The sequence below is a fragment of the Nocardioides sp. genome (genome assembly GCF_051876515.1).
In the GTDB taxonomy this organism is placed as follows: domain Bacteria; phylum Actinomycetota; class Actinomycetes; order Propionibacteriales; family Nocardioidaceae; genus Nocardioides.
The window spans coordinates 1-18,207 of record NZ_JBJEHY010000021.1 but is presented as its reverse complement, the minus strand read 5'-3'; the positions used below and the strand labels follow the sequence as shown (position 1 = coordinate 18,207).

The 18,207-nt window shown below is 72.9% G+C and carries 17 protein-coding genes and 2 riboswitches; of the genes, 6 read left to right on the top strand and 11 right to left on the bottom strand.

Features of this window, described 5'->3' with window-relative positions; genetic code table 11:
- Positions 1-1,580: ATP-binding protein (locus ACI379_RS01115; protein WP_439790216.1), on the bottom strand; the 1,580-nt coding region annotated here is incomplete at its 3' end.
- A gap of 40 nt (positions 1,581-1,620) precedes the next feature.
- Positions 1,621-1,770, bottom strand: a riboswitch (cobalamin riboswitch).
- Between the two features lie 30 nt (positions 1,771-1,800).
- On the opposite strand from ACI379_RS01115, the gene cbiE reads away from it, so the two are divergent.
- The gene (gene cbiE, locus ACI379_RS01110) at positions 1,801-3,057 is read left to right on the top strand and encodes a precorrin-6y C5,15-methyltransferase (decarboxylating) subunit CbiE (RefSeq protein WP_439790215.1); all 1,257 of its coding nucleotides are present in this window, start codon (positions 1,801-1,803) and stop codon (positions 3,055-3,057) included.
- 123 nt (positions 3,058-3,180) lie between these two features.
- Positions 3,181-3,594 carry a hypothetical protein gene (locus ACI379_RS01105; protein WP_439790214.1) on the top strand — a complete coding sequence of 138 codons (414 nt, stop codon included), beginning with the start codon at positions 3,181-3,183 and terminating at the stop codon, positions 3,592-3,594.
- 406 nt (positions 3,595-4,000) lie between these two features.
- Here ACI379_RS01105 and ACI379_RS01100 read toward each other — a convergent pair whose 3' ends face one another.
- The 3 genes from ACI379_RS01100 to ACI379_RS01090 all read right to left on the bottom strand — a co-directional run bounded on the left by ACI379_RS01100 (position 4,001) and on the right by ACI379_RS01090 (position 5,671).
- A complete protein-coding gene (locus ACI379_RS01100) occupies positions 4,001-4,768 on the bottom strand; it encodes a hypothetical protein (RefSeq protein WP_439790213.1) in 768 nt (255 codons plus the stop codon).
- Positions 4,769-4,906: 138 nt separating this feature from the next.
- Complete coding sequence (locus ACI379_RS01095) at positions 4,907-5,278, bottom strand: DUF6281 family protein (protein WP_439790212.1); 372 nt, start codon at positions 5,276-5,278, stop codon at positions 4,907-4,909.
- 57 nt (positions 5,279-5,335) lie between these two features.
- Positions 5,336-5,671, bottom strand: coding sequence for a TraR/DksA family transcriptional regulator (locus tag ACI379_RS01090; protein WP_439790211.1), 336 nt, complete (start codon positions 5,669-5,671; stop codon positions 5,336-5,338).
- Positions 5,672-5,786: 115 nt separating this feature from the next.
- Between ACI379_RS01090 and ACI379_RS01085 the strand changes: the two genes are divergently transcribed.
- Positions 5,787-6,710, top strand: a complete 924-nt coding sequence (locus ACI379_RS01085) for a nuclease-related domain-containing protein (protein WP_439790210.1) — start codon at positions 5,787-5,789, stop codon at positions 6,708-6,710.
- Between the two features lie 131 nt (positions 6,711-6,841).
- A complete protein-coding gene (locus tag ACI379_RS01080) occupies positions 6,842-8,098 on the top strand; it encodes a DUF222 domain-containing protein (RefSeq protein WP_439790209.1) in 1,257 nt (418 codons plus the stop codon).
- A gap of 11 nt (positions 8,099-8,109) precedes the next feature.
- Here ACI379_RS01080 and bluB read toward each other — a convergent pair whose 3' ends face one another.
- From bluB to ACI379_RS01055, 5 genes are read right to left on the bottom strand one after another with little or no spacing between them, the layout of a single operon-like run.
- Positions 8,110-8,733 carry a 5,6-dimethylbenzimidazole synthase gene (gene bluB, locus ACI379_RS01075; RefSeq protein ID WP_439790208.1) on the bottom strand — a complete coding sequence of 208 codons (624 nt, stop codon included), beginning with the start codon at positions 8,731-8,733 and terminating at the stop codon, positions 8,110-8,112.
- A 6-nt stretch (positions 8,734-8,739) separates the two neighbouring features.
- Positions 8,740-9,528: a cobalt-precorrin-4/precorrin-4 C(11)-methyltransferase gene (locus ACI379_RS01070; RefSeq protein WP_439790207.1), complete on the bottom strand. Its 789-nt coding sequence runs from the start codon at positions 9,526-9,528 to the stop codon at positions 8,740-8,742.
- Positions 9,525-11,039, bottom strand: a complete 1,515-nt coding sequence (locus ACI379_RS01065; RefSeq protein WP_439790206.1) for a precorrin-2 C(20)-methyltransferase — start codon at positions 11,037-11,039, stop codon at positions 9,525-9,527. Before ACI379_RS01065 ends, ACI379_RS01070 begins: the two co-directional genes overlap by 4 nt.
- Positions 11,039-11,716: a precorrin-8X methylmutase gene (locus ACI379_RS01060; RefSeq protein ID WP_439790205.1), complete on the bottom strand. Its 678-nt coding sequence runs from the start codon at positions 11,714-11,716 to the stop codon at positions 11,039-11,041. The genes ACI379_RS01065 and ACI379_RS01060 overlap by 1 nt, the downstream gene beginning before the upstream one ends.
- Positions 11,713-12,570 carry a nitrite reductase gene (locus ACI379_RS01055; protein WP_439790204.1) on the bottom strand — a complete coding sequence of 286 codons (858 nt, stop codon included), beginning with the start codon at positions 12,568-12,570 and terminating at the stop codon, positions 11,713-11,715. The genes ACI379_RS01060 and ACI379_RS01055 overlap by 4 nt, the downstream gene beginning before the upstream one ends.
- A gap of 56 nt (positions 12,571-12,626) precedes the next feature.
- A riboswitch (cobalamin riboswitch) is annotated at positions 12,627-12,819 on the bottom strand.
- A 41-nt stretch (positions 12,820-12,860) separates the two neighbouring features.
- Here ACI379_RS01055 and ACI379_RS01050 point away from each other — a divergent pair.
- Together ACI379_RS01050 and ACI379_RS01045 are read left to right on the top strand one after the other, a co-directional pair.
- Complete coding sequence (locus ACI379_RS01050; protein ID WP_439790203.1) at positions 12,861-14,426, top strand: peptide chain release factor 3; 1,566 nt, start codon at positions 12,861-12,863, stop codon at positions 14,424-14,426.
- Between the two features lie 41 nt (positions 14,427-14,467).
- Positions 14,468-15,022, top strand: coding sequence for a gamma carbonic anhydrase family protein (locus ACI379_RS01045; protein WP_439790202.1), 555 nt, complete (start codon positions 14,468-14,470; stop codon positions 15,020-15,022).
- 9 nt (positions 15,023-15,031) lie between these two features.
- Here ACI379_RS01045 and ACI379_RS01040 read toward each other — a convergent pair whose 3' ends face one another.
- Complete coding sequence (locus tag ACI379_RS01040; RefSeq protein WP_439790201.1) at positions 15,032-16,447, bottom strand: alanine racemase; 1,416 nt, start codon at positions 16,445-16,447, stop codon at positions 15,032-15,034.
- Positions 16,444-17,988: an FAD/NAD(P)-binding protein gene (locus ACI379_RS01035; RefSeq protein ID WP_439790200.1), complete on the bottom strand. Its 1,545-nt coding sequence runs from the start codon at positions 17,986-17,988 to the stop codon at positions 16,444-16,446. Before ACI379_RS01035 ends, ACI379_RS01040 begins: the two co-directional genes overlap by 4 nt.
- Positions 17,989-18,207: the final 219 nt, after the last annotated feature.

Below are 18,207 nucleotides of genomic sequence, written 5' to 3'. Positions count from 1 at the left end.
AGGGAGAGCACGGCGGTCTTGACGTGTCCCATGCGACGCCGGGCGGCCATCGAACCGCTGGCGTCGACGACGAGGACGAGGAGGTTGGACTCGCGGCCCTCGCGCACGGCCGTGCGCAGGTCCGCGGGCTGGAACCGTACGCCGGCGCTGCGCGGCCGCTCCCCCGCCGCGGCGAGGCGGTCGGCGGCGGCGCGCAGGGTCTCGACGAGGTGCAGGCTCCCGGTGGCACCGGGGCGGGCCCCGACGCGGCGGCCGTTGCGGCTCCGTGCGCGGCTGCGGCGTCCCGGTGCGCCCTCACCGACGCCGTCCACCGTGAACAGCCGCGGGCGGTACGGCGCCCCGGCTGAGCTGCGACGTTCGCCGTGTGAGCCAGTGGATCCCCCGGCCGGGCTCTGCGCCGCCCCGCATGGCTCCTCGGGGGCGCCGCCGTCGGTCGAGGCCGACGACTCTCCGGCGCTGTCCGGTGCCGGGCCACCCGCCTCCGCCTCGCTGCGCTCGGAGGCCGGGCCGTCGTCATCCGACGGGCTGGGCGGATCCGGCTCGGGCTCCTCGTCCCCGAGGATCTGGTCGAGCAGCGCCTCGTCCAGGCCGGGCGCGTCGAACGGGTTGCGGCGCCGCCGGTGCGGGAGCGCGAGCAGGGCGGCGGCGCGGATGTCGGCGCGAGTGACGGCGTCGCGGCCGTGCCAGGCGGCGTGCGCGAGCGCCGTACGGGTGGTGACGATGTCAGCGCGCAGCCCGTCCACCTCGAAGGCGGCGCAGACCTCGGCGACCTTGAGCAGAGCGGCACGGGAGATGTGGACGTCGCCGAGGCGGGTCCGGGCGGCGGCGACGCGGACGCGTACCTGCTCCTGCCCCGGCTGCCACGCCTCGACGAAGGCGGCGGGGTCGGCGTCGTAGGCGAGGCGGCGCTGGACGACCTCGACGCGCTGGGCGGGGTAGGTGGGCGCGGCGACCTCGACGGTCAGCCCAAAGCGGTCGAGGAGCTGGGGGCGCAGCTCGCCCTCCTCGGGGTTCATGGTGCCGACGAGGACGAACCGGGCGCGGTGGGTCAGGGAGACGCCGTCGCGCTCGACGCTGACGTTGCCGGTGGCGGCGGCGTCGAGGACGAGGTCGACGAGGTGGTCGTGGAGCAGGTTGACCTCGTCGACGTACAGCAGGCCGCGGTGGGCGCGGGCGAGCAGGCCGGGCTCGAACTCGACCTCGCCGCGCGAGAGCGCCTTGCCGAGGTGCAGCGACCCGAGGACGCGGTCCTCGGTGGCGCCGACGGGGAGCTCGACGAGGCGGACGGGCCGGCGTACGACGGGTGCGTCGGCGGTGGAGACCTCGTCCGGCGAGGTGTCGGCGGGGTCGGCGGGGTCGGCGGAGAACCGGTCACCCTCGCGGACGGCCACCGGCGGCAGCACGTCTGCGAGTGCGCGGACGGTGGTCGACTTCGCGGTGCCCTTCTGGCCGCGGACGAGGACGCCGCCGATGGCGGGGCTGATCGCGGTGAGGACGAGGGCGAGGCCCATGTCGTCGAGGCCGTCGGGGACCGTGGGGTCGCATCCGAGGACGGCAGAAAATGGGTAGTGCAGTGGCATCGCTGAGGCTCCCGCTCATGTGGCCAAGTGGTTGGCGTGGCGTGAGGCCGGTCTTCGGACTGTTCGGGTCCCTGTCTCCAGGGCCTGATTCACCGCAGCGGGCCTGTGCCGGACTCTCACCGGCTTCCCAGATTCTCCCCGTTGTCCGTCCCCGCCGTTTCCGACGGTTGGGCCGCAGGGGCACCTCACGTAGTGCGAGCCGCACTGTACCGTCCGGCGGGTGTCGTACGAGCCCCGCCCCGATGACGAGTCCTCCCCCGTGACCCCTGCGAGCGTGACGGTGGTGGGCGTGCACGCGGACGGTTCGCTGGCTCCCGGCGGCGCGTCGGTGCTCGCCTCGTGCGACGTCGTGATCGGGGCGGCGCGGCACCTGGAACTGGTCTCGTCGCTGGCGGCCGGAGCCGCGCGCCGGGCGCTGCCCTCGCCACTGCGGGCGGGACTTCCGGGGCTGTTGTCGGAGACGGCGGGGCAGCACGTGGTGGTCCTGGCGTCGGGCGATCCGACGGTGTCGGGGATCGCGACGACGCTGCGTGACCTGGTGCCGGCATCGTCGCTGCGGGTGCTCCCGGGCGTGTCGTCGGTGGCGTTGGCGCGGGCGCGGATGGGCTGGTCGGCCGAGGAGTCAGTGGTGGTGACGCTGGTCGGACGCCACGAGTCGCGGTTGCTGCGGGAGGTGGCGCCGGGGCGTCGGATGCTGCTGCTGACGTCGGGGGCCGAGTCGCCGTCGGTGGTCGCCGACCTGCTGGTGGCGGTCGGGCACGGCGACGCGACGATGACGCTGCTGTCGGACCTGGGCGCGGCCTCGGAGGGCCGTGACGAGCGTGCTGTGCGCGACTGGTTGGAGGCGTCGGGGTGTCCCCCGCTGCACGTGCTGGCGGTGGAGTGCGGGGACGGCGCTGGCCCCGCTCCGGCGCGGAGTGCGTGGGTGGCGGGGCTGCCGGACGAGGCGTTCGAGAACGACGGTCAGCTGACGAAGCGTGACCTGCGCGCCTCCGCCCTGGCTCGCCTGGCGCCGCGGCCGGGCGAGCACCTGTGGGACGTGGGGGCGGGCGCTGGTTCGGTGGGGATCGAGTGGATGCGCGCCCATCCGACGTGTCGTACGACGGCGGTCGAGGCCGACCCCGAGCGCGCTGCCCGCGTACGCCGCAACGCGGCCGCCCTGGGCGTCCCGGACCTCGTGGTCGTCGAGGGCCGAGCACCCGACGCCCTGGCTGGCCTCGACGCCCCGGACGCCATCTTCATCGGCGGCGGAGCCACCCGCCCCGGAGTCCTCGACACCTGCCTGTCCGCCCTGCGCCCCGGCGGTCGGCTCGTGGTGCACGGGGTGACGCTGGAGACTGAGGCCCTGCTGGCTGCTGCGTACGCCGAGCACGGCGGCGAGCTGACCCGGCTGGCCGTGGAGACGACCGCACCGGTAGGGACGTTCACGGGGTGGACGCCGGCGCGGACGGTGACTCAGTGGAGTTTGGGGTTGTAGGGGAGGCACTTCACTCGCCGGTCGGCCGCCACAGCCGTACGGCTTGGGGAACCGGTCAGTCCCTCCGCACGTCTCCCTGCCATGAGTCGAGCGCCGGCGCCCCGGTTCCGCATCCTCGCCGTGGTGGCTGCTGCCGCCGTGATCTGTACGGCGGTGTGGCTGGTTCGCGGTGGCGAAGAACCGTCGCCGCCTGAGCAGCCCGCATCGCGGCTGGAGTGGCAGACCATCGAGCACCAGGGCGTGAGCGTCGACATCCCCGGCCACTGGAAGAAGCAGGACACGAGCGGGTGCGACGCCAAGATCGCGCGCTGGGGCGACCCGGACGGCTCACCGTGCACGTTCGAGGACGGCGTCACGTTCTACGGATCGGACCTGTTCGACCCGGTCCACGGCCCCGGGGTGGTCAAGGACTCCGAGGACGGGAGAGTCCGGTGGAGCGGTTACGCCTACGCGGGCCAGTTCGCCGTCTTCGTGTTCGACAATGACGACCGCGAAGTCGTGCGCCGCATCTTGTCCTCCGCACGCGAGTCGTCGTAGGACGGTGTGGGCCGGGCTCCCGGCGGCACTCCTCCCATGTGCGCGCGAGCGTCCCGCCTCGTCAGTCGGCAGCTTGACGAGGGCGCCGGGTCAGGGCGCGGACAACGATGAAAGCCAGCACAGCCCCCGCCACGGCAACCGCGATCCCCCACGTGTCGGAGTGCTCGCCCCACGGCAGCGGGATCAGGACCGCGCTCTGGCAGGTCGTTGGCCCGTCCTCCGCAGACATGCAGAGCACAGGCCAGAGCGCAACGAGGGCGACCAGGCCAGCAAGCCACGGGGCGAGTGAGCGCACCTTCGGAAGGTAGCAGGACGGGATCCATGGCGCCCCCATTCGTCCTCGTCCGGTACAGAGCCGGAACAGGTCGGTCTCAGTGCCGGCACAAGGAACCGGCCTCTCCTGCCATCAGGTGAGCTCCCTCCACGTACTCGGCGCTACTGTCCAACGGCCAGCCCGTTCCAGTGCTCGGACGACGAGCCCGCTGGGGTCGGTGCCCGGTTTCGTCCAGTCCGCCCTGCTCGGGTGCGTCAGCGTCACGATGTGGATCCCGTCGCGGCCCACGTGGGTCGTGCTCCGCCACCGTCGCCGGTTGTCCTCGACGAAGGTGTCGCTCGCGGCAGCCGTTAGCGCGCCGACCTGAGCGCGGACCCACTCGCCCGCGGCTTGCCCGAAGCAGACCACAACTGTGACGCCGAGGGCCGTGATGACCCTCTCGTGAACCGCCCAGCAGGCGTACAGGAGTGCCTGCGCTCGCTGCGGGTCGAGTGTCTCGACGCTCGTGCTGCGTACGAACATCGCATTGCTCACCGGGACCACACGGGGATCCGCGATCCCGCAGGCGGTGAGCAGGTGGCGCACGCGCCGCTGGAACGCCACGGCGCCGGGCCCGAACGCGCGCCAGTCGTCATCGAATCCGGACCAGTCGCTTCGACCGGGCTCGCGGGACGCCTGGACGTCGGCCCCGATCGTGTAGTGGTCCAGGGCTGGGTCCGACGGGTCCCCACCCGGGTTGAACCCCAGCAGGTACAGCCGCGACGACTGCCGAAAGGCGCTGGCCCCGGAGTAGAACACCTCGCCGTACTCTCCGTGCAGTTCCGCCGGCACGAGGTCAAGCAGCTCCTCGTACAGCGTCCGCAGGCCGTCGGCACCCTGTGAGTCCTCCGTCATGCACACCAGTCTCGATGCAGGCGCGGCCGAGTCGCTGGCATTTCCAGGTCCACACATCACCAAGACTCCGCCATCGGCCGGGGCTCCGCAGCGGATCCGGCGACAACGGGACCACAGGCCATGTCCTGAGCCGGACCGCGCACGTCACTCCGTCAGCTGTGCGTGAATCCGCTCCCGCTCGTCCGGCTGCACGTCATCGGAGATGAAGACCCCGAGCTCATCCTCGCCGTAGCGGACGCCCACGACCTTCTCGGGCGGGAAGTCGTCGAACACCCACGCCCTCACCTGCTCCGGGTCCTCGGGGAACGTCGAACCCCCGGCGCCCTCCCCCACGTCGTCACACTCCGCGCGGTCAGCCATCCCCGCAGGCGAGGCCTTGAGGTCCGTCATCCCGTACGAGGTGTAGACGGTCTCCCCGCCCCGTACCTGCGCCTGGCAGTCGGCCTCCGCGCGTTCACCCGTGTCAGTGCAGCCCGTCAGCGCGACGGTGACGACGAGGAGCGCGGCGTACCTCACCCCGGCAGTATGGCGCTCGCCGACGCTTCTTGTCCCTCGCCCATACCGGCGTACCTCCTACTCCGCACACCCGATGCACGTCCGCGCCACTGGCCGCGCCTCCAACCGGCCCTCACCAATCGACCCGCCGCACCCCTCGCACACGCCGTACGAGCCGTCGTCGAGGCGGCCGACCGCGGCATCGATCTCCCCGAGATGCCGTCGTGCCTGCTCCACGAGCGCGCCGATCTGGGAACGTTCGAAAGCGATGGTGGCGCCCTCCGGGTCGTGCTCGTCGTCGGCGTTCGTGTCCTTCGACGCGGCGACCACCGCTCCGTACTCGTCGCGCAGCGAAGCCAGCCGCGCCTGCACGTGCAGGCGCTCCTCCTCCAACCGTGTCCGTTCCTCGTCCATCACTCCATCGTGGCAGCGGGGTCCGACAACGCCGCTGATCCAGCACCACCTACTCGTCGAAACCGCCTGCGCCCGGGCCGGTTCGCTGCCACCCTGCCTCCGTGAAGGAGGCACCGTGACCGACTGGATCGTCCGCCGGTGGGCCCGTTTCGGGCACGAGCGGCTGTACGCGGAGACACCCGGCGGGACCGCCCTGGGGCACTACGACCTCAAGACCGGTCGCTACCACTCCGACGACCTCTCCAACCTCCCGCTGCTGGAGAAGGCGATCAGCGACCACCTCGCCGGAGAGCAGACGGACACCGTCACGGAGCCTGAGGCCGAGCCAGCGCCCACCCCGGTCGTGGAGTCCCCGTCGACCCTTGAGGAGACGGCCCCGCCGGAACCCGTCCCCGCCGTTCCAGACGCGCCCCCGTGGCACGACCTGAGCACCAACCGGGCCGGGGCCGCCGCGCGCGAGCGGGCCCTCGCGGAACGGGAAGCCCAGGGCCCGGTACGCCACGTCCTGGCCAGGCTGCTCGGCGTCAGGACGGACGAGCGCGCGTGGCGTATCGGCGCCGACGGAGAGGAGGCCGTCGCCGCCCAGCTCGCCAGGCTCGGGCCGCAGTGGCGGGTCGTCCACGCCGTACCGGTCGGGGAACGGGGCTCCGACATCGACCACGTCGTCATCGGCCCCGCGGGGGTCTTCACCGTGAACGCGAAGCACCACCCGCGGGCGTCGGTCTGGGTCGGCGGCGACACGTTCATGGTCAACGGTCAGCGGGTGCCGTACATCCGCAACAGCCGGCACGAGGCGCGCCGGGCCGCGCGGCTCCTCACCGAACAGGCGGGCTTCCCCGTCACCGCCACCGCCCTCATCGCCGTCATGGGCGCCGCCGACGGTTTCACGGTGAAGAAGCAGCCCGAGGACGGCGCAGTCGTGGTGCTCACGCGGCGACGCATCAGCCAGTACCTGACGAAGCTCCCCGCTCGGATGACCGAGCGTGAGGTCGAGGCGCTGTACGAGGTCGCGCGACGTTCGACAACCTGGCAGGGCTGACGGCCGCCCACGCACCCGGGGCCCCGAACGTCTCGCCGCAAGGCCCTCTGCCGCACCCCCCGAAAGAGGTCTGAACCACTTGTTCATTCGAACATGTGTTCGATACCGTCGGAGGCAAGGAGGTGGTTCTGGTGGCACATCACGCGGTCGAGACGATCGAGTCGGTACGCGAGGCGTTGAAGTCCGTCGCGGGCGTCAATCCGATCTTCATGGACACCTCCGACAAGCAGCGACTGCTGCTCGAGCTGGCGGCCGCCGAGGCACAACTCGCAGAGCTGCGGTTACGGGTCCTCGCCGCAGCCGACGACGTGGCCACCGAGACCGCCGCTCGAGATGCCGGGGCGTGGCTCGCCGTCGCCACGCGGTCTCGGCGAGGCGACGCCGCAGCAGACGTACGACTGGCCGAGGCCCTCGACCGTCGGTACCCCGCGGTGGCCACAGCGATGCGCGAAGGATCCGTCTCCCTCCAGCAGGCGCACGCGATCTGCCGCGCCCTGGACCAGCTGCCGGCCGACGTCGGTCCAGAGATCACCGCACGAGCGGAGGCAGCGCTCGTCGACCACGCGCGCGACTTCGACGCCACCGTCCTCACCCGCCTCGGACGTCGGGTGCTCGAGCTCGTCGCGCCGGAGATCGCCGAGGCAGCCGAGGCCCGCGCACTGGCAGAACTCGAGGCCAACGCCCGCAGCAAGGCGCGGCTCACGCTGCGCGCTCTCGGCGACGGCACCACCCGACTGACCGCGCTGCTCCCCGACGCCGCGGCCGTACGCCTCGCGACCTACCTGCACGCGTACACCAGCCCGCGCGCGGCACTCCCGCAGGTCCAGGCCGTCGCAACCGGGACCGCCACGCTTCGCGAGCCCCACCCGCGCAAGCTGGCGCGTGCGTTCTGCCAGCTTCTCGAGGACCTCGACCCCACACGGCTCCCCAGCCAGGGTGGCGACGCCACCACGCTCGTGGTCACGATGACCCTCGACGCGCTGCGCGCCGACCTCGGCACCGCCGCCATCGACACCCAGATCCCCGGCGACGGCACCGACACCCTCACCGCCCACGAGGCGCGCCGGCTGGCATGCCGGGCCAAGATCGTCCCCGCCGTGCTCGGTCGGCGCGGCGAGGTCCTCGACCTCGGGCGCGGGCGACGCCTCTTCTCCCCCGCCCAGAACCGGGCACTGCGACTCAGGGACGGACGCTGCCGGGCTGAACGGTGCACCATCCCCGGCAGCTGGTGCGAGTCGCACCACTGGACACCATGGTCCCGTGGCGGCAGGACCGACCTCGCCGACGGCGTCCTGCTGTGCTCGCACCACCACCATCGGGTCCACGACCCCCACTACGCCGCCCAGCGCCTCCCGAACGGTGACGTCAGATTCGCGAGACGCCCGTGACGACGCCTGCCCTACGACCAGCCGTGCCGCTCCGCGTGGACCACCCGTTCCAGCGGCCCGCGGGCCCGCCAACCGAACCGCTCCAGGTCCGGCACCTCGGGCAGCGCCGCGACCTCACCGACGCACAGCCACGCCACCGGGCGTACGTGCTCAGGGAAGCCCACGAGGTCCGCGAGGAACTCCTCGCGGTAGAAGCTCACCCACCCCACACCGATGCCCTCCGCGGTCGCGGCGAGCCACAGGTTCTGGATCGCCAGACACACCGAGAACAGGCTGGTGTCCGCGACGGTCTGCTTGCCGAGGACCACCTCGCCAGCGGTCGTGGGGTCGTGGCCGACGACGATCCCCAGACCGGACTCCATGATCCCCTCGACCTTGATCCGCGCGAACGTGTCGGCACGCTCCCCCTCCAGCAGCGACGCGAACTCCTCACGACGCTGCGCCACGTGGTCACGGAAGGCTCGGCGCGTCTCCTCCGCGTGCACCGTCACGAACACCCACGGCTGGCTCATCCCCACGCTCGGGGCACTGTGCGCCGCACGGAGCAGACGATCCAGCACCTCGGGCGCTGGCGGGCTACCCGTGAACTCCGACCGCGTGTCGCGGCGACGGTTCATCGCCTCGTACAGCTCCACGGCCGCTCAGCCACCCTCGACGGACAGGGCACGACTCTTCCGAGGGCGGTCCGCGCTGTACAGGAACGACTCGCCCGCACCGTCCGCGCGGTCGGCGAGCGCCCGACCCACCAGCACCACCGCCGCCTGCCGGAACCCGGCCTGCTCCACCGCGTCCGCGACGTCGCCGACGCACGCGCGCAGCACCTGCTCGTCCGGCTGGCTCGCCCGGTGCACCACCACGACCGGGCAGTCCGCGCCGAGCACCGACTGCAACTCCGCCATCAGCTCCCGGATCCGCGTGATCGCCAGGTGCAGGACGACCGTCGCCCCCGACGTCGCGTACGCCACCAGGTCCTCGCCGGCACCCATCGGCGTCGACCGGGCCTGCATCCGGGTCAGCACCACGCTCTGCGCCACCCGGGGCACCGTCAGCTCGCGACCCACGAGTGCGGCAGCCGCCGCGTACGCCGGCACCCCCGGCACCACCGACCACTCCACCCCAGCCGCGTCCAACCGGGCCGTCTGCTCGTGCAGGGCCGAGTACAGCGACGGGTCGCCCGACGTCAGCCGCACCACCCGTTCCCCCGCCTGAGCGGCGGACACCATCGACGCGGTGATCTGGTCCAGGTCCAGGCCCTGCGTGTCCACCACCCGGCACCCCGCGCGGCAGTGCGACAGCACCGCCTCGTCGAGGTACGTCCCCGGGTACAGGACAACGTCCGCCTCCCCCAGCAGCCGCACCGCCCGGACCGTCAACAGGTCCGCCGCACCCGGACCGGCGCCCACGAACACCACACCGGTTCCTGCGCTCATCGCACGAACCTCGGACTCCACACGCCCGCCGGCGACACCCGCGTGCTGCTCGCACCCACCAGCACCAGGCACTTCATGTCGATCGAGGCCGGGTCCAGCTCGCCCAACGTCGTCACCCGCACTTCCTCCTCCGCACGGCCCACGTCACGGCCCACCACCACGACCGTGTCCGCCGCCTTGTGCTCCAGCAGCACCTCGCGGGCCCGACCGATCTGCTCCGTGCGCGACCGCGACGCCGGGTTGTACAACGCCACCACCAGGTCCGCCACCGCCAACGCCCGCAACCGCTCCTCGACCACCGGCCACGGCTTCAACCGGTCCGACAGCGACAGCACCGCGAAGTCCGCCCCGATCGGCGCACCCGCAGCCGCAGCCACCGCCTGCACCGCGCTCACCCCCGGCAGCACCCGCACCCGCACGCTCGCGTACCGCGGGTCCTCGGCAGCCTCGAAGATCGCCGCCGCCATCCCGAACACGCCCGCGTCCCCACCCGAGACCACAGCGACCCGCTCCCCCGCCAACGCCAGGTCCAACGCATGACGCGCCCGGTCCACCTCGACGCTGTTGCCACTCGCGTGACGCGTGAGGCCCGGACGCTGCGCCACCCGGTTCACGTACGGCGCGTACCCCACCACGTGCGAGACCGACGCCAACGCCTCCCGCACCTCCGGCGTCTGCCAGCGGTCCGGGCCAGGACCGAGGCCGACCACGAGGAGCTCGGTGGCTTCGACAGGCTCAACCGGCTCCCGGTGGTCGAGCCTGTCGAGACCCGGCGACGTCCGCGACCGCGTGCCGTTGAGGGAGTCGCCGGGCACCACGACCAGCGAGAAGTACGGCACCGAGGCCGGGTCCACCTCCGCGACGGGACGCCACTGCTCCTCAGGCATCGAGGCCCGCTCGACGTACAACGCGTGCTCCAACCGACCGGCCGCCGCGAGCGCCCGGCGGACCGCGGGGAAGGTCCGCCCCAGCTTCATGATCACCGCGCCGTCGGTGTCGGCCAGCCGCCGGGCCAGCTCCGGCTCCGGCAGGGTTCCGGGCAGCACCGTCAGAACGTCCGTCTGCCGCACCAGGGGCGAGGCCACCGTGGCCGCCGCCGCCAGGAACGCGGGCACACCCGCAACCACCTCGGTCGCGTACCGCTGCGAGAGCCGGTCGTGCATGTACATGTACGACCCGTAGAACAGTGGGTCGCCCTCCGAGAGGAGCACCACGTCGCGCCCGGCGTCGAGGTGCTCGGCCAGCCTGTCCGCCGAGTCGCGGTAGAAGTCCGCGAGCGCACCCCGGTACCCGCCCGGGTGCTCCGTCGTCCCGGTCGTCACCGGGTACACCAGCTCCACCTCGACGACGTCAGGCCGGAAGTGCCCCGCGGCGATCCGGCGCGCGTTGGACTCCTTCCCTGCAGCCGCGTGGTACGCCACCACGTCAGCCGCCGCGACGAGCCGCGCCGCCTTCAGCGTCATCAGCTCGGGGTCGCCCGGGCCCACGCCGACGCCGTAGAAGTGGCCCATCACTCCACCTCCTGCGCGATCGCGTTCAGCGCCGACGACGTCATCGCCGACCCGCCACGCCGCCCGCGCACCGTGATGAACGGGATGTCGATGCCGCTCGTCTCCGCGAACTGCTCCAGGGCCAGCTTCGACTCCGCCGCACCGATGAAGCCGACCGGGCAGCCGACGATCGCGGCCGGGCGCGGTGCCCCGTCGACCAGCAGCTCCAGGAGGTGGAACAGCGCGGTCGGCGCGTTGCCGATCGCCACCACCGCGCCGGCCAGGTGCGGCTCCCACAGCGACACCGCGGCCGCCGTACGCGTCGTCCCCCACACCGACGCCAACCCCGGCACCCGCGGGTCGTCGAGGAAGCAGAGCACCTCGTTGTCGGCCGGCAGCCGGGACCGGGTCACCCCGCGCACCACCATCGTCGCGTCGCACAGGATCGGCGCGCCCGCCTCGAGTGCGGCCCGCGCCGCCGGTACGCAGCGCTCGTCCACCACCACGTCGCCCGCAAGATCGACCTGGCCACTGCCGTGGATCATCCGCACCACCGTCCTCTCCGCGCTGGCGGGCACCGCGCCCAGGTCGGCCTCGCGGCGGATCGTGGCGAACGAGTCGACGTAGATCTCGGGACCGGAGTCGACGTAGTGGTACCGGCGGGTGGGCTGGAGGGGCGTGAAGACGTCGGGGATCATCGAACTTCCTGGGGTACGAGGACGCCGCGCCACGGGGTGACGACGACGTGGGAGCAGTGCTGGGCGAGGGACGCGAGGTCGGCGACGTCCGAGGGGGTCAACCCCTCGGGACCGACCGCCACGTGGAGGCCGGCGGGCGTCGCCCCGTGTGCCAGCGGCGGCCCCGGGTCGGGCAGTCCCGGATCCGGCGGCGACGGAGCCCACAACGGCTCCGGCAGCTCATCCACGTGCCAGGCCGCACCGGCCCCCGCACCTCGAACCGCCAGGAATGCCGCAGCCATCGCCACCAACCGCGCCGGTACCTCCGACCACGCCACGACGTCCGACCACGCCCCACCGACCCGCAGCTGCGCCCGGCCACCGCCGACCCCGACGGCGGCCAGGTCACTCGTACGACCCACCAGGTCGCCGCGACCGTCGTCGAGCAGGAACAGGAACCGCCCCGGCAGTGCCGCCGCCGCGGGATCAGCCAGCAGGGCCTCGTCCAGCGCCCGCACGTACGGCCGCACGTCGCAACCCCGAGCGTCAAGGCCGCTCGTCGGCGAGGCCATCAGGTTGCGCGACACGTCGTGGGCGGCGCTCGGCAGCAACCCCGTCCCGGCGAGGGCCGCCACCACCTCGGGCGGGAGCACCCCGGCACGACCCGGCGCCTCCGGCAGGCCCCGTACCTGCAGGTTGGCACGCGACGTCAGCCGCACCCGCCCGTCGCCGGACGACTGCGCCACCTCCGACAGCGCGAGCAGGGAGTCCACCGCCAGACGCCCACCCGGCAACCGCAGCCGTACGAGGAGGCCATCGTCGGCGGGCCAGGGGCGCAGCACGCCGGGGCACATGTCGGGACGTGAACGTGTCACCGGAAACCTGTTTCGAGTCGGGGACCCAGGCGCGGGATCCACTGGTGACCCGACGACGGCCGTCGTCAGGGCCAGCAGGTCTTCGGACTCGGATCAACCGGAACAGGACACCTTCCCAGGCTCGAGAGCCCAGTGGCCGCCACTCGCGTGGCACGTCCTGCCCGTCACCTCACCGCTGCGCGTCAGTTCCGGAGTTGCACCGGATTCCCTGACTCCCTGGGGAGTACGACTGGCGCGGTCAGGCTACCCCGGCCCCGCCGGGACCCGACACGGGCGGTTAGATTCAGCCAGTGTCCGACTCACGCCCCCGCCGTACGTTCGCCGTGATCAGCCACCCTGACGCCGGCAAGTCCACGATCACCGAGGCCCTCGCACTGCACGCCCGCGCGATCAACGAGGCCGGTGCGGTGCACGGCAAGGGCGACCGCAAGGCGACCGTGTCGGACTGGATGGCGATGGAGAAGGCCCGCGGCATCTCGATCACCTCCGCCGCGCTGCAGTTCGAGTACGACGGCCACGTCGTCAACCTCGTCGACACCCCCGGCCACTCCGACTTCTCCGAGGACACCTACCGGGTCCTCTCCGCCGTCGACTCCGCGGTGATGCTGGTCGACGCGGGCAAGGGCCTGGAGCCGCAGACGCTCAAGCTCTTCCGCGTCTGCGCCCTGCGCGGCATCCCCGTGATCACGGTCATCAACAAGTGGGACCGCCCCGGCCTGTCGCCGCTCGAGCTCATGGACAAGATCCAGGAGCAGATCAAGATCCGGCCCACGCCCCTGACCTGGCCCGTCGGCGAGGCCGGCGACTTCCGCGGCGTGCTGGACCGCCGCACCGGCGAGTTCATCAAGTACACCCGCACCGCCGGCGGCGCGACCATCGCCCCGGAGCGCCGCATGGGTGCCGACCAGGTCGAGGGCGACGACAAGGACGTGTGGGACAACGCGGTGGAGGAGCACGAGCTGCTCGACCTCGACGAGGCCAACCACGACCAGACCACGTTCCTCAGCGGCGAGACGACCCCGGTGATGTTCGCCTCCGCCCTGCAGAACTTCGGCGTCGCCCAGCTGCTCGACCTGCTGGTGGAGCTCGCGCCCGGCCCCAGCACCACCGAGGGCCTCGACGGCGCCGTGCGCGAGCCCGGCGACGAGTTCAGCGCCTTCGTCTTCAAGGTGCAGTCCGGCATGAACACCGCGCACCGCGACCGTCTCGCGTACGCCCGCATCGTCTCCGGCGAGTTCGACCGCGGCATGGTCGTCACCCACGGGACCACGGGTCGCCCGTTCGCGACCAAGTTCGCCCAGACCGTCTTCGGCCGCGAGACCACCTCGGTGGAGCACGCGTACCCGGGCGACATCATCGGCCTGGTCAACGCCAACGCCCTGCGCGTGGGCGACACCATCTACACCGGCCCCAAGATCGCGTACCCACCGGTGCCCTCCTTCGCGCCCGAGCACTTCATGACGGCCACGGCCGGCGACATCGGTCGTTACAAGCAGTTCCGCAAGGGCATCGAGCAGCTCGACCAGGAAGGTGTCGTGCAGGTGCTGCGCTCCGACCTGCGTGGCGACCAGTCGCCCGTGCTGGCGGCGGTCGGGCCGCTGCAGTTCGAGGTCGTCGAGGACCGGATGCTGCACGAGTTCAACTCCCCCATCCGCCTCTCGCGCCTCGACTACCAGGTCGCGCGGATCACCGACGCCGAGGGCGCGCTGGGGCTCCGCGGCAAGCGCGGTTGCGAGGTGCTCCAGCGCACCGACGGCACGTACGTCGCTCTCTTCACCGACCAGTGGCGCGCCAGCGCCACCGCCCGCGACAACCCGGAGATCCTGCTCGAGGCCATGCCGGCCGGCGGCGCCTGAGCCCTCCCCGTACGCTGACGCTCGCCCGGAGGTCGGGCCAGGTGAGCGAGGAGTCAGACGTGCAGGGCAACATCTTCGAGTTCGAGGGCGTCGCGCCCACCGTCCACCCCGACGCGTGGGTCGCGCCGACGGCCACCCTCATCGGTGACGTGACCGTCGAGGCCGGAGCGAGCATCTGGTACGGCGCGGTCCTGCGCGGCGACGTCGCCGGGCTGCGGGTCGGGGCCCGCGCGAACGTCCAGGACAACACCGTCGTCCACGTCGGCATGGGCGAGCCGCTGACGATCGGCGCCGACGTCACCGTCGGGCACGCGTGCGTCGTCCACTGCCAGTCGATCGGCGACGGGTCCCTGATCGGCAACGGCGCGGTCCTTCTGGACGGCGTCACGATCGGCGCCCGCAGCGTGGTGGCGGCGGGGGCGGTTGTCACCTCCGGCACGCACGTCCCCGACGGCGTGCTGGCGGCGGGCACCCCGGCGAAGGTGCTGAAGGAGACCGCGGGCAGCTCGGCGGAGCTGTGGCTCGAGCACAACGCCGAGTTCTACCACCAGCTGGCAGGGCGTCACGCGGGCTCGCTGCGCCGCATCACCGACTGACGCACGGGCTCAGTTCGCGTCCGGCCCGTCGAGGGCGTCGAGCACCCACCCGTACGGTCCTGCCACGACGTTGCGGGCCAACGGGATCTGGTGTGAGGCACTCTCCACGATGTGCATCAGATACCCGCCCGTGTTGGGGAAGGCGACGAGGTCGGTCAACGCCACCCCGTCAGGGAACCGCAGCCGGCGGCGCAGCAGGAGCTCCTCCTCGATGCAGTACGCCCCCACCAGGAAGCCGTCCACGGGAGGTCCCGGGTCTGCGCCGCCCGGGCGGACCAGCAACGGGTCGACCAGGAAGTCAGCGGACGTCGAGCGGACCTGGGTCCGGTTCATGTGCAGCCCCACCAGCGGAACGCCGTCGCTGGTGCTCTTGCGGAACGCGACCGAGGCCAGGGTGAGCCCGCACCCGTCGAGCACCGCCCGCCCGGGCTCGAGGCGGAGCTCGAGGTCCGCCTCGCGCAGCAGGTCAGCCACCGAGCCGTGGCGTCCCGGCCCTGCGGCGGCGTCGAGCACCTCAGCCAGCCAGGCGCCGCGGACGGGCGTCTGCCAGTACGGGTACGTCGTCGGTGAGGGCCGGGCGGCGGAAGGATCGACCAGTCCGAGCCGGTCTCCCCGCCACGTCACCTCGTCGTTCTCCTGACCGTCGACGGCGCGCCAGAAGTCGCGCCACTGGCGCTCGTGCAGCAGGTAGCTCATGGGCACGCCCCCACCCATGTCGATGAACGAGGGGGCCACGCCGCGCTCGCGCAGCGCGCCGACCAGGTCGACGGCCGCGCGCAGCGCCGTGCGGCGCTCCGGGGCCGCGTAGCCGTTGAGGTGGAAGTGGATCCCCTCCACGGCCAGCAGGTCCCGGTCGGGGACCGCGAGCCCCTCCCACCAGCTGAGCCAGCCCTCGGCAGGTAGACCGAACCGTGTGGGCGCCACGTCGGGAGCGACCACCGCGAGCCGCAGCGCGACCCGTACCCGCCCGGACACCGACCGCGCGATCTCGAGGAGCAGGGAGGCCTCGTCGGTGTTGTCGAGGCTCACCAGGACGCCGTCCCGGACGCACCGGGCCAGCAGGGCGGGGCTCTTCACGGCGGCGCTGAGGACGAGGTCGGCAGGGTCGTACCCTCGCGCCAGGCTCTGCTCGAGCTCGCCGAGGGAGGCGACGTCGAGCCCCAGTCCAGCTGCTCTGGCCGCGTCGACCAGGCCGAGGGTCTTGTTGGCCTTGCGGGCCACGAAGACCCGGGCGCGCACGCCTCGGTCGTACGCGGGGCCCACCAGGTCCCCGGCGTTGCGCGCCAGCGCACCGAAGTCGTGCACGTTGACCGGGGAGCCCCAGCGCGCCACCAGGTCGGCGCACTGGTCAGGGTCGGCGACCAGCTGCTCCATCCACGGCTCGAGCCTGGCCGCCAGCGGCAGCACCCCTTCGGAACGGCTCACGCCACACCTCCTGCCGTCTGGAGCCGAGGGCCGGCTCCGGCCCGGGCCGCGAACGTCCGTGCCCAGCGGGCCACGTCCCCGTGCAGCGTGCCGGAGAGCGTGTCGTGACCGATCACCGGGTCCTCGGTGGGGCGGCCCAGGACCCACAGGCCCGGCGTCACCGAACCTGTGGCACCCACGCACTGCCCCCGCGGCGTCGTCCACACGCCGCGTTCGAAGTCGCGCACGCTGACCCAGCCGTCCTGCAGCAGCCCCGCCCACATCGGGTCAGGGGCCTCCCGACGATCCCCGTCGACCACGCCGGGCGGCGCGGTCACCGCGACCACGTCAGCCGGCCCGCCCCGGTCCCGCTCGACCTCGAGCAGGCCCGCCTCGTGCACGGCCAGGAGCCGGCGCACGGTCACGGGAGGCGGCCCGAAGGCCCACCGCTCGAGGCGGGCTGCCCGCCTCCGGAACAGGGCCCAGGAGCTGGTCCGGGGTGCCCGCTCCAGACTCGCCACGACGTCGGGGTAGCCCGCGGACCAGGCTCTGCCCCACCACCAGGCTGCGTCGGGGTCCGTGTGGCCGTCGGCCCGACGCAGGTCGTCGGTCCACCTGAGCCAGGGGTCCTGCGGAGCGCGTCCGTCCTCCAGGACGGTGCCCAGCTGGCCGGGCTCGACGCTGTGGCCTGACGCGGCGGCCGCGGCGAGCGTGGCATCGGCCAGCACCTGCCACCACCGCTCGTCCGGGTCGTCGAGCTCGCGGAGCCGTACGGTCTCCGCACGCACCACTGCGCCCACCCCTGGGTCGACCTCCGTCGGCTTGGGCAGCATCAGCTCCCCGCCGCGGCTCAGCAGCCGTACGACGTCCGGCTCCGCACCGCTGCGGACGTAGCGGAGGCCGGAAGGCACGGCGTTGTCACGCACCCACCGTCCTCCTCGCCCCGCGGTCACGTCGAGCACCACGTCGAACCCACTCAGCGCGGCCCCGCGGACCACCAGCTCACGCCCGGGCCCGGGGGCGTGCCGGACCACCGCGGAGTGGTCGACGCCTCCCCCGTCGAGGTGGCCGGTGCACAGCAGCACGTCCGACGCCGTCCACGGAACGCCAGGGGCACGATCGGTCTCCAGCTCCCAGGCCGCCTCGGTGCGCCGCACCCGACGCACCACGTCCGGGACGTGGCGGAGGTCGAGGCGTGGGGAGGTGCACAGCCGCTCGTACGCCCACACCAGGTGGTCCCCGACCCGGGCGCGTGGCGGGTAGGGATCGTCGGGATCCTCCACCGTCCGCGTGGCCCGCGCCCACTCACGCCAGGTCCACGGTACGGTCCGCGAACGCAGGTCCACGATGTCGGCGTTGACGTTCATCAGCAGGTGCGGAGACTGGGCGGGGTCCCACACGGCGCCGGCACCTGGAGGTGCGGGGTCGAGCAGCAGCACTGCCAGGGGTCGCGCCACCCGTTCGGGCAGCTGGTCGTCAAGCGCGAGCAGGGCGCTGAGCGCCCGGGGCCCGGCCCCCACGACCGCGAGGTCGTACGCCCCGCCGCGCGCGTGCTCACCCATGGTCTCCTCCCCGGCAGGGCACGAGAGTGGCCGGGTCGGCCAGCGCGCGGCGGGGATCGGGGATTGTCGCGCGGACCCAGTCGTCGTCGTAGACGGTGTCCAGGTACGGCACTCCCCCGTCGTGGACGACGACCGCGACCGTGGCACCCGCCGGGAGCTGCGGAAGGTCGCGAGCCACGGCGGCGAGCCGCCGATGTCACCAGAACGGGCGCCGGCCAT

Excerpts from the sequence above, each read along its gene's own strand:
- ACI379_RS01090 (WP_439790211.1), bottom strand. The coding sequence starts at position 5,671 with ATGGACGAGGAACGGACACGGTTGGAGGAGGAGCGCCTGCACGTGCAG.
- ACI379_RS01070 (WP_439790207.1), bottom strand. The coding sequence starts at position 9,528 with ATGAGCGCAGGAACCGGTGTGGTGTTCGTGGGCGCCGGTCCGGGTGCG.
- ACI379_RS01065 (WP_439790206.1), bottom strand. The coding sequence starts at position 11,039 with ATGGGCCACTTCTACGGCGTCGGCGTGGGCCCGGGCGACCCCGAGCTG.
- ACI379_RS01060 (WP_439790205.1), bottom strand. The coding sequence starts at position 11,716 with ATGATCCCCGACGTCTTCACGCCCCTCCAGCCCACCCGCCGGTACCAC.
- ACI379_RS01035 (WP_439790200.1), bottom strand. The coding sequence starts at position 17,988 with ATGGGTGAGCACGCGCGCGGCGGGGCGTACGACCTCGCGGTCGTGGGG.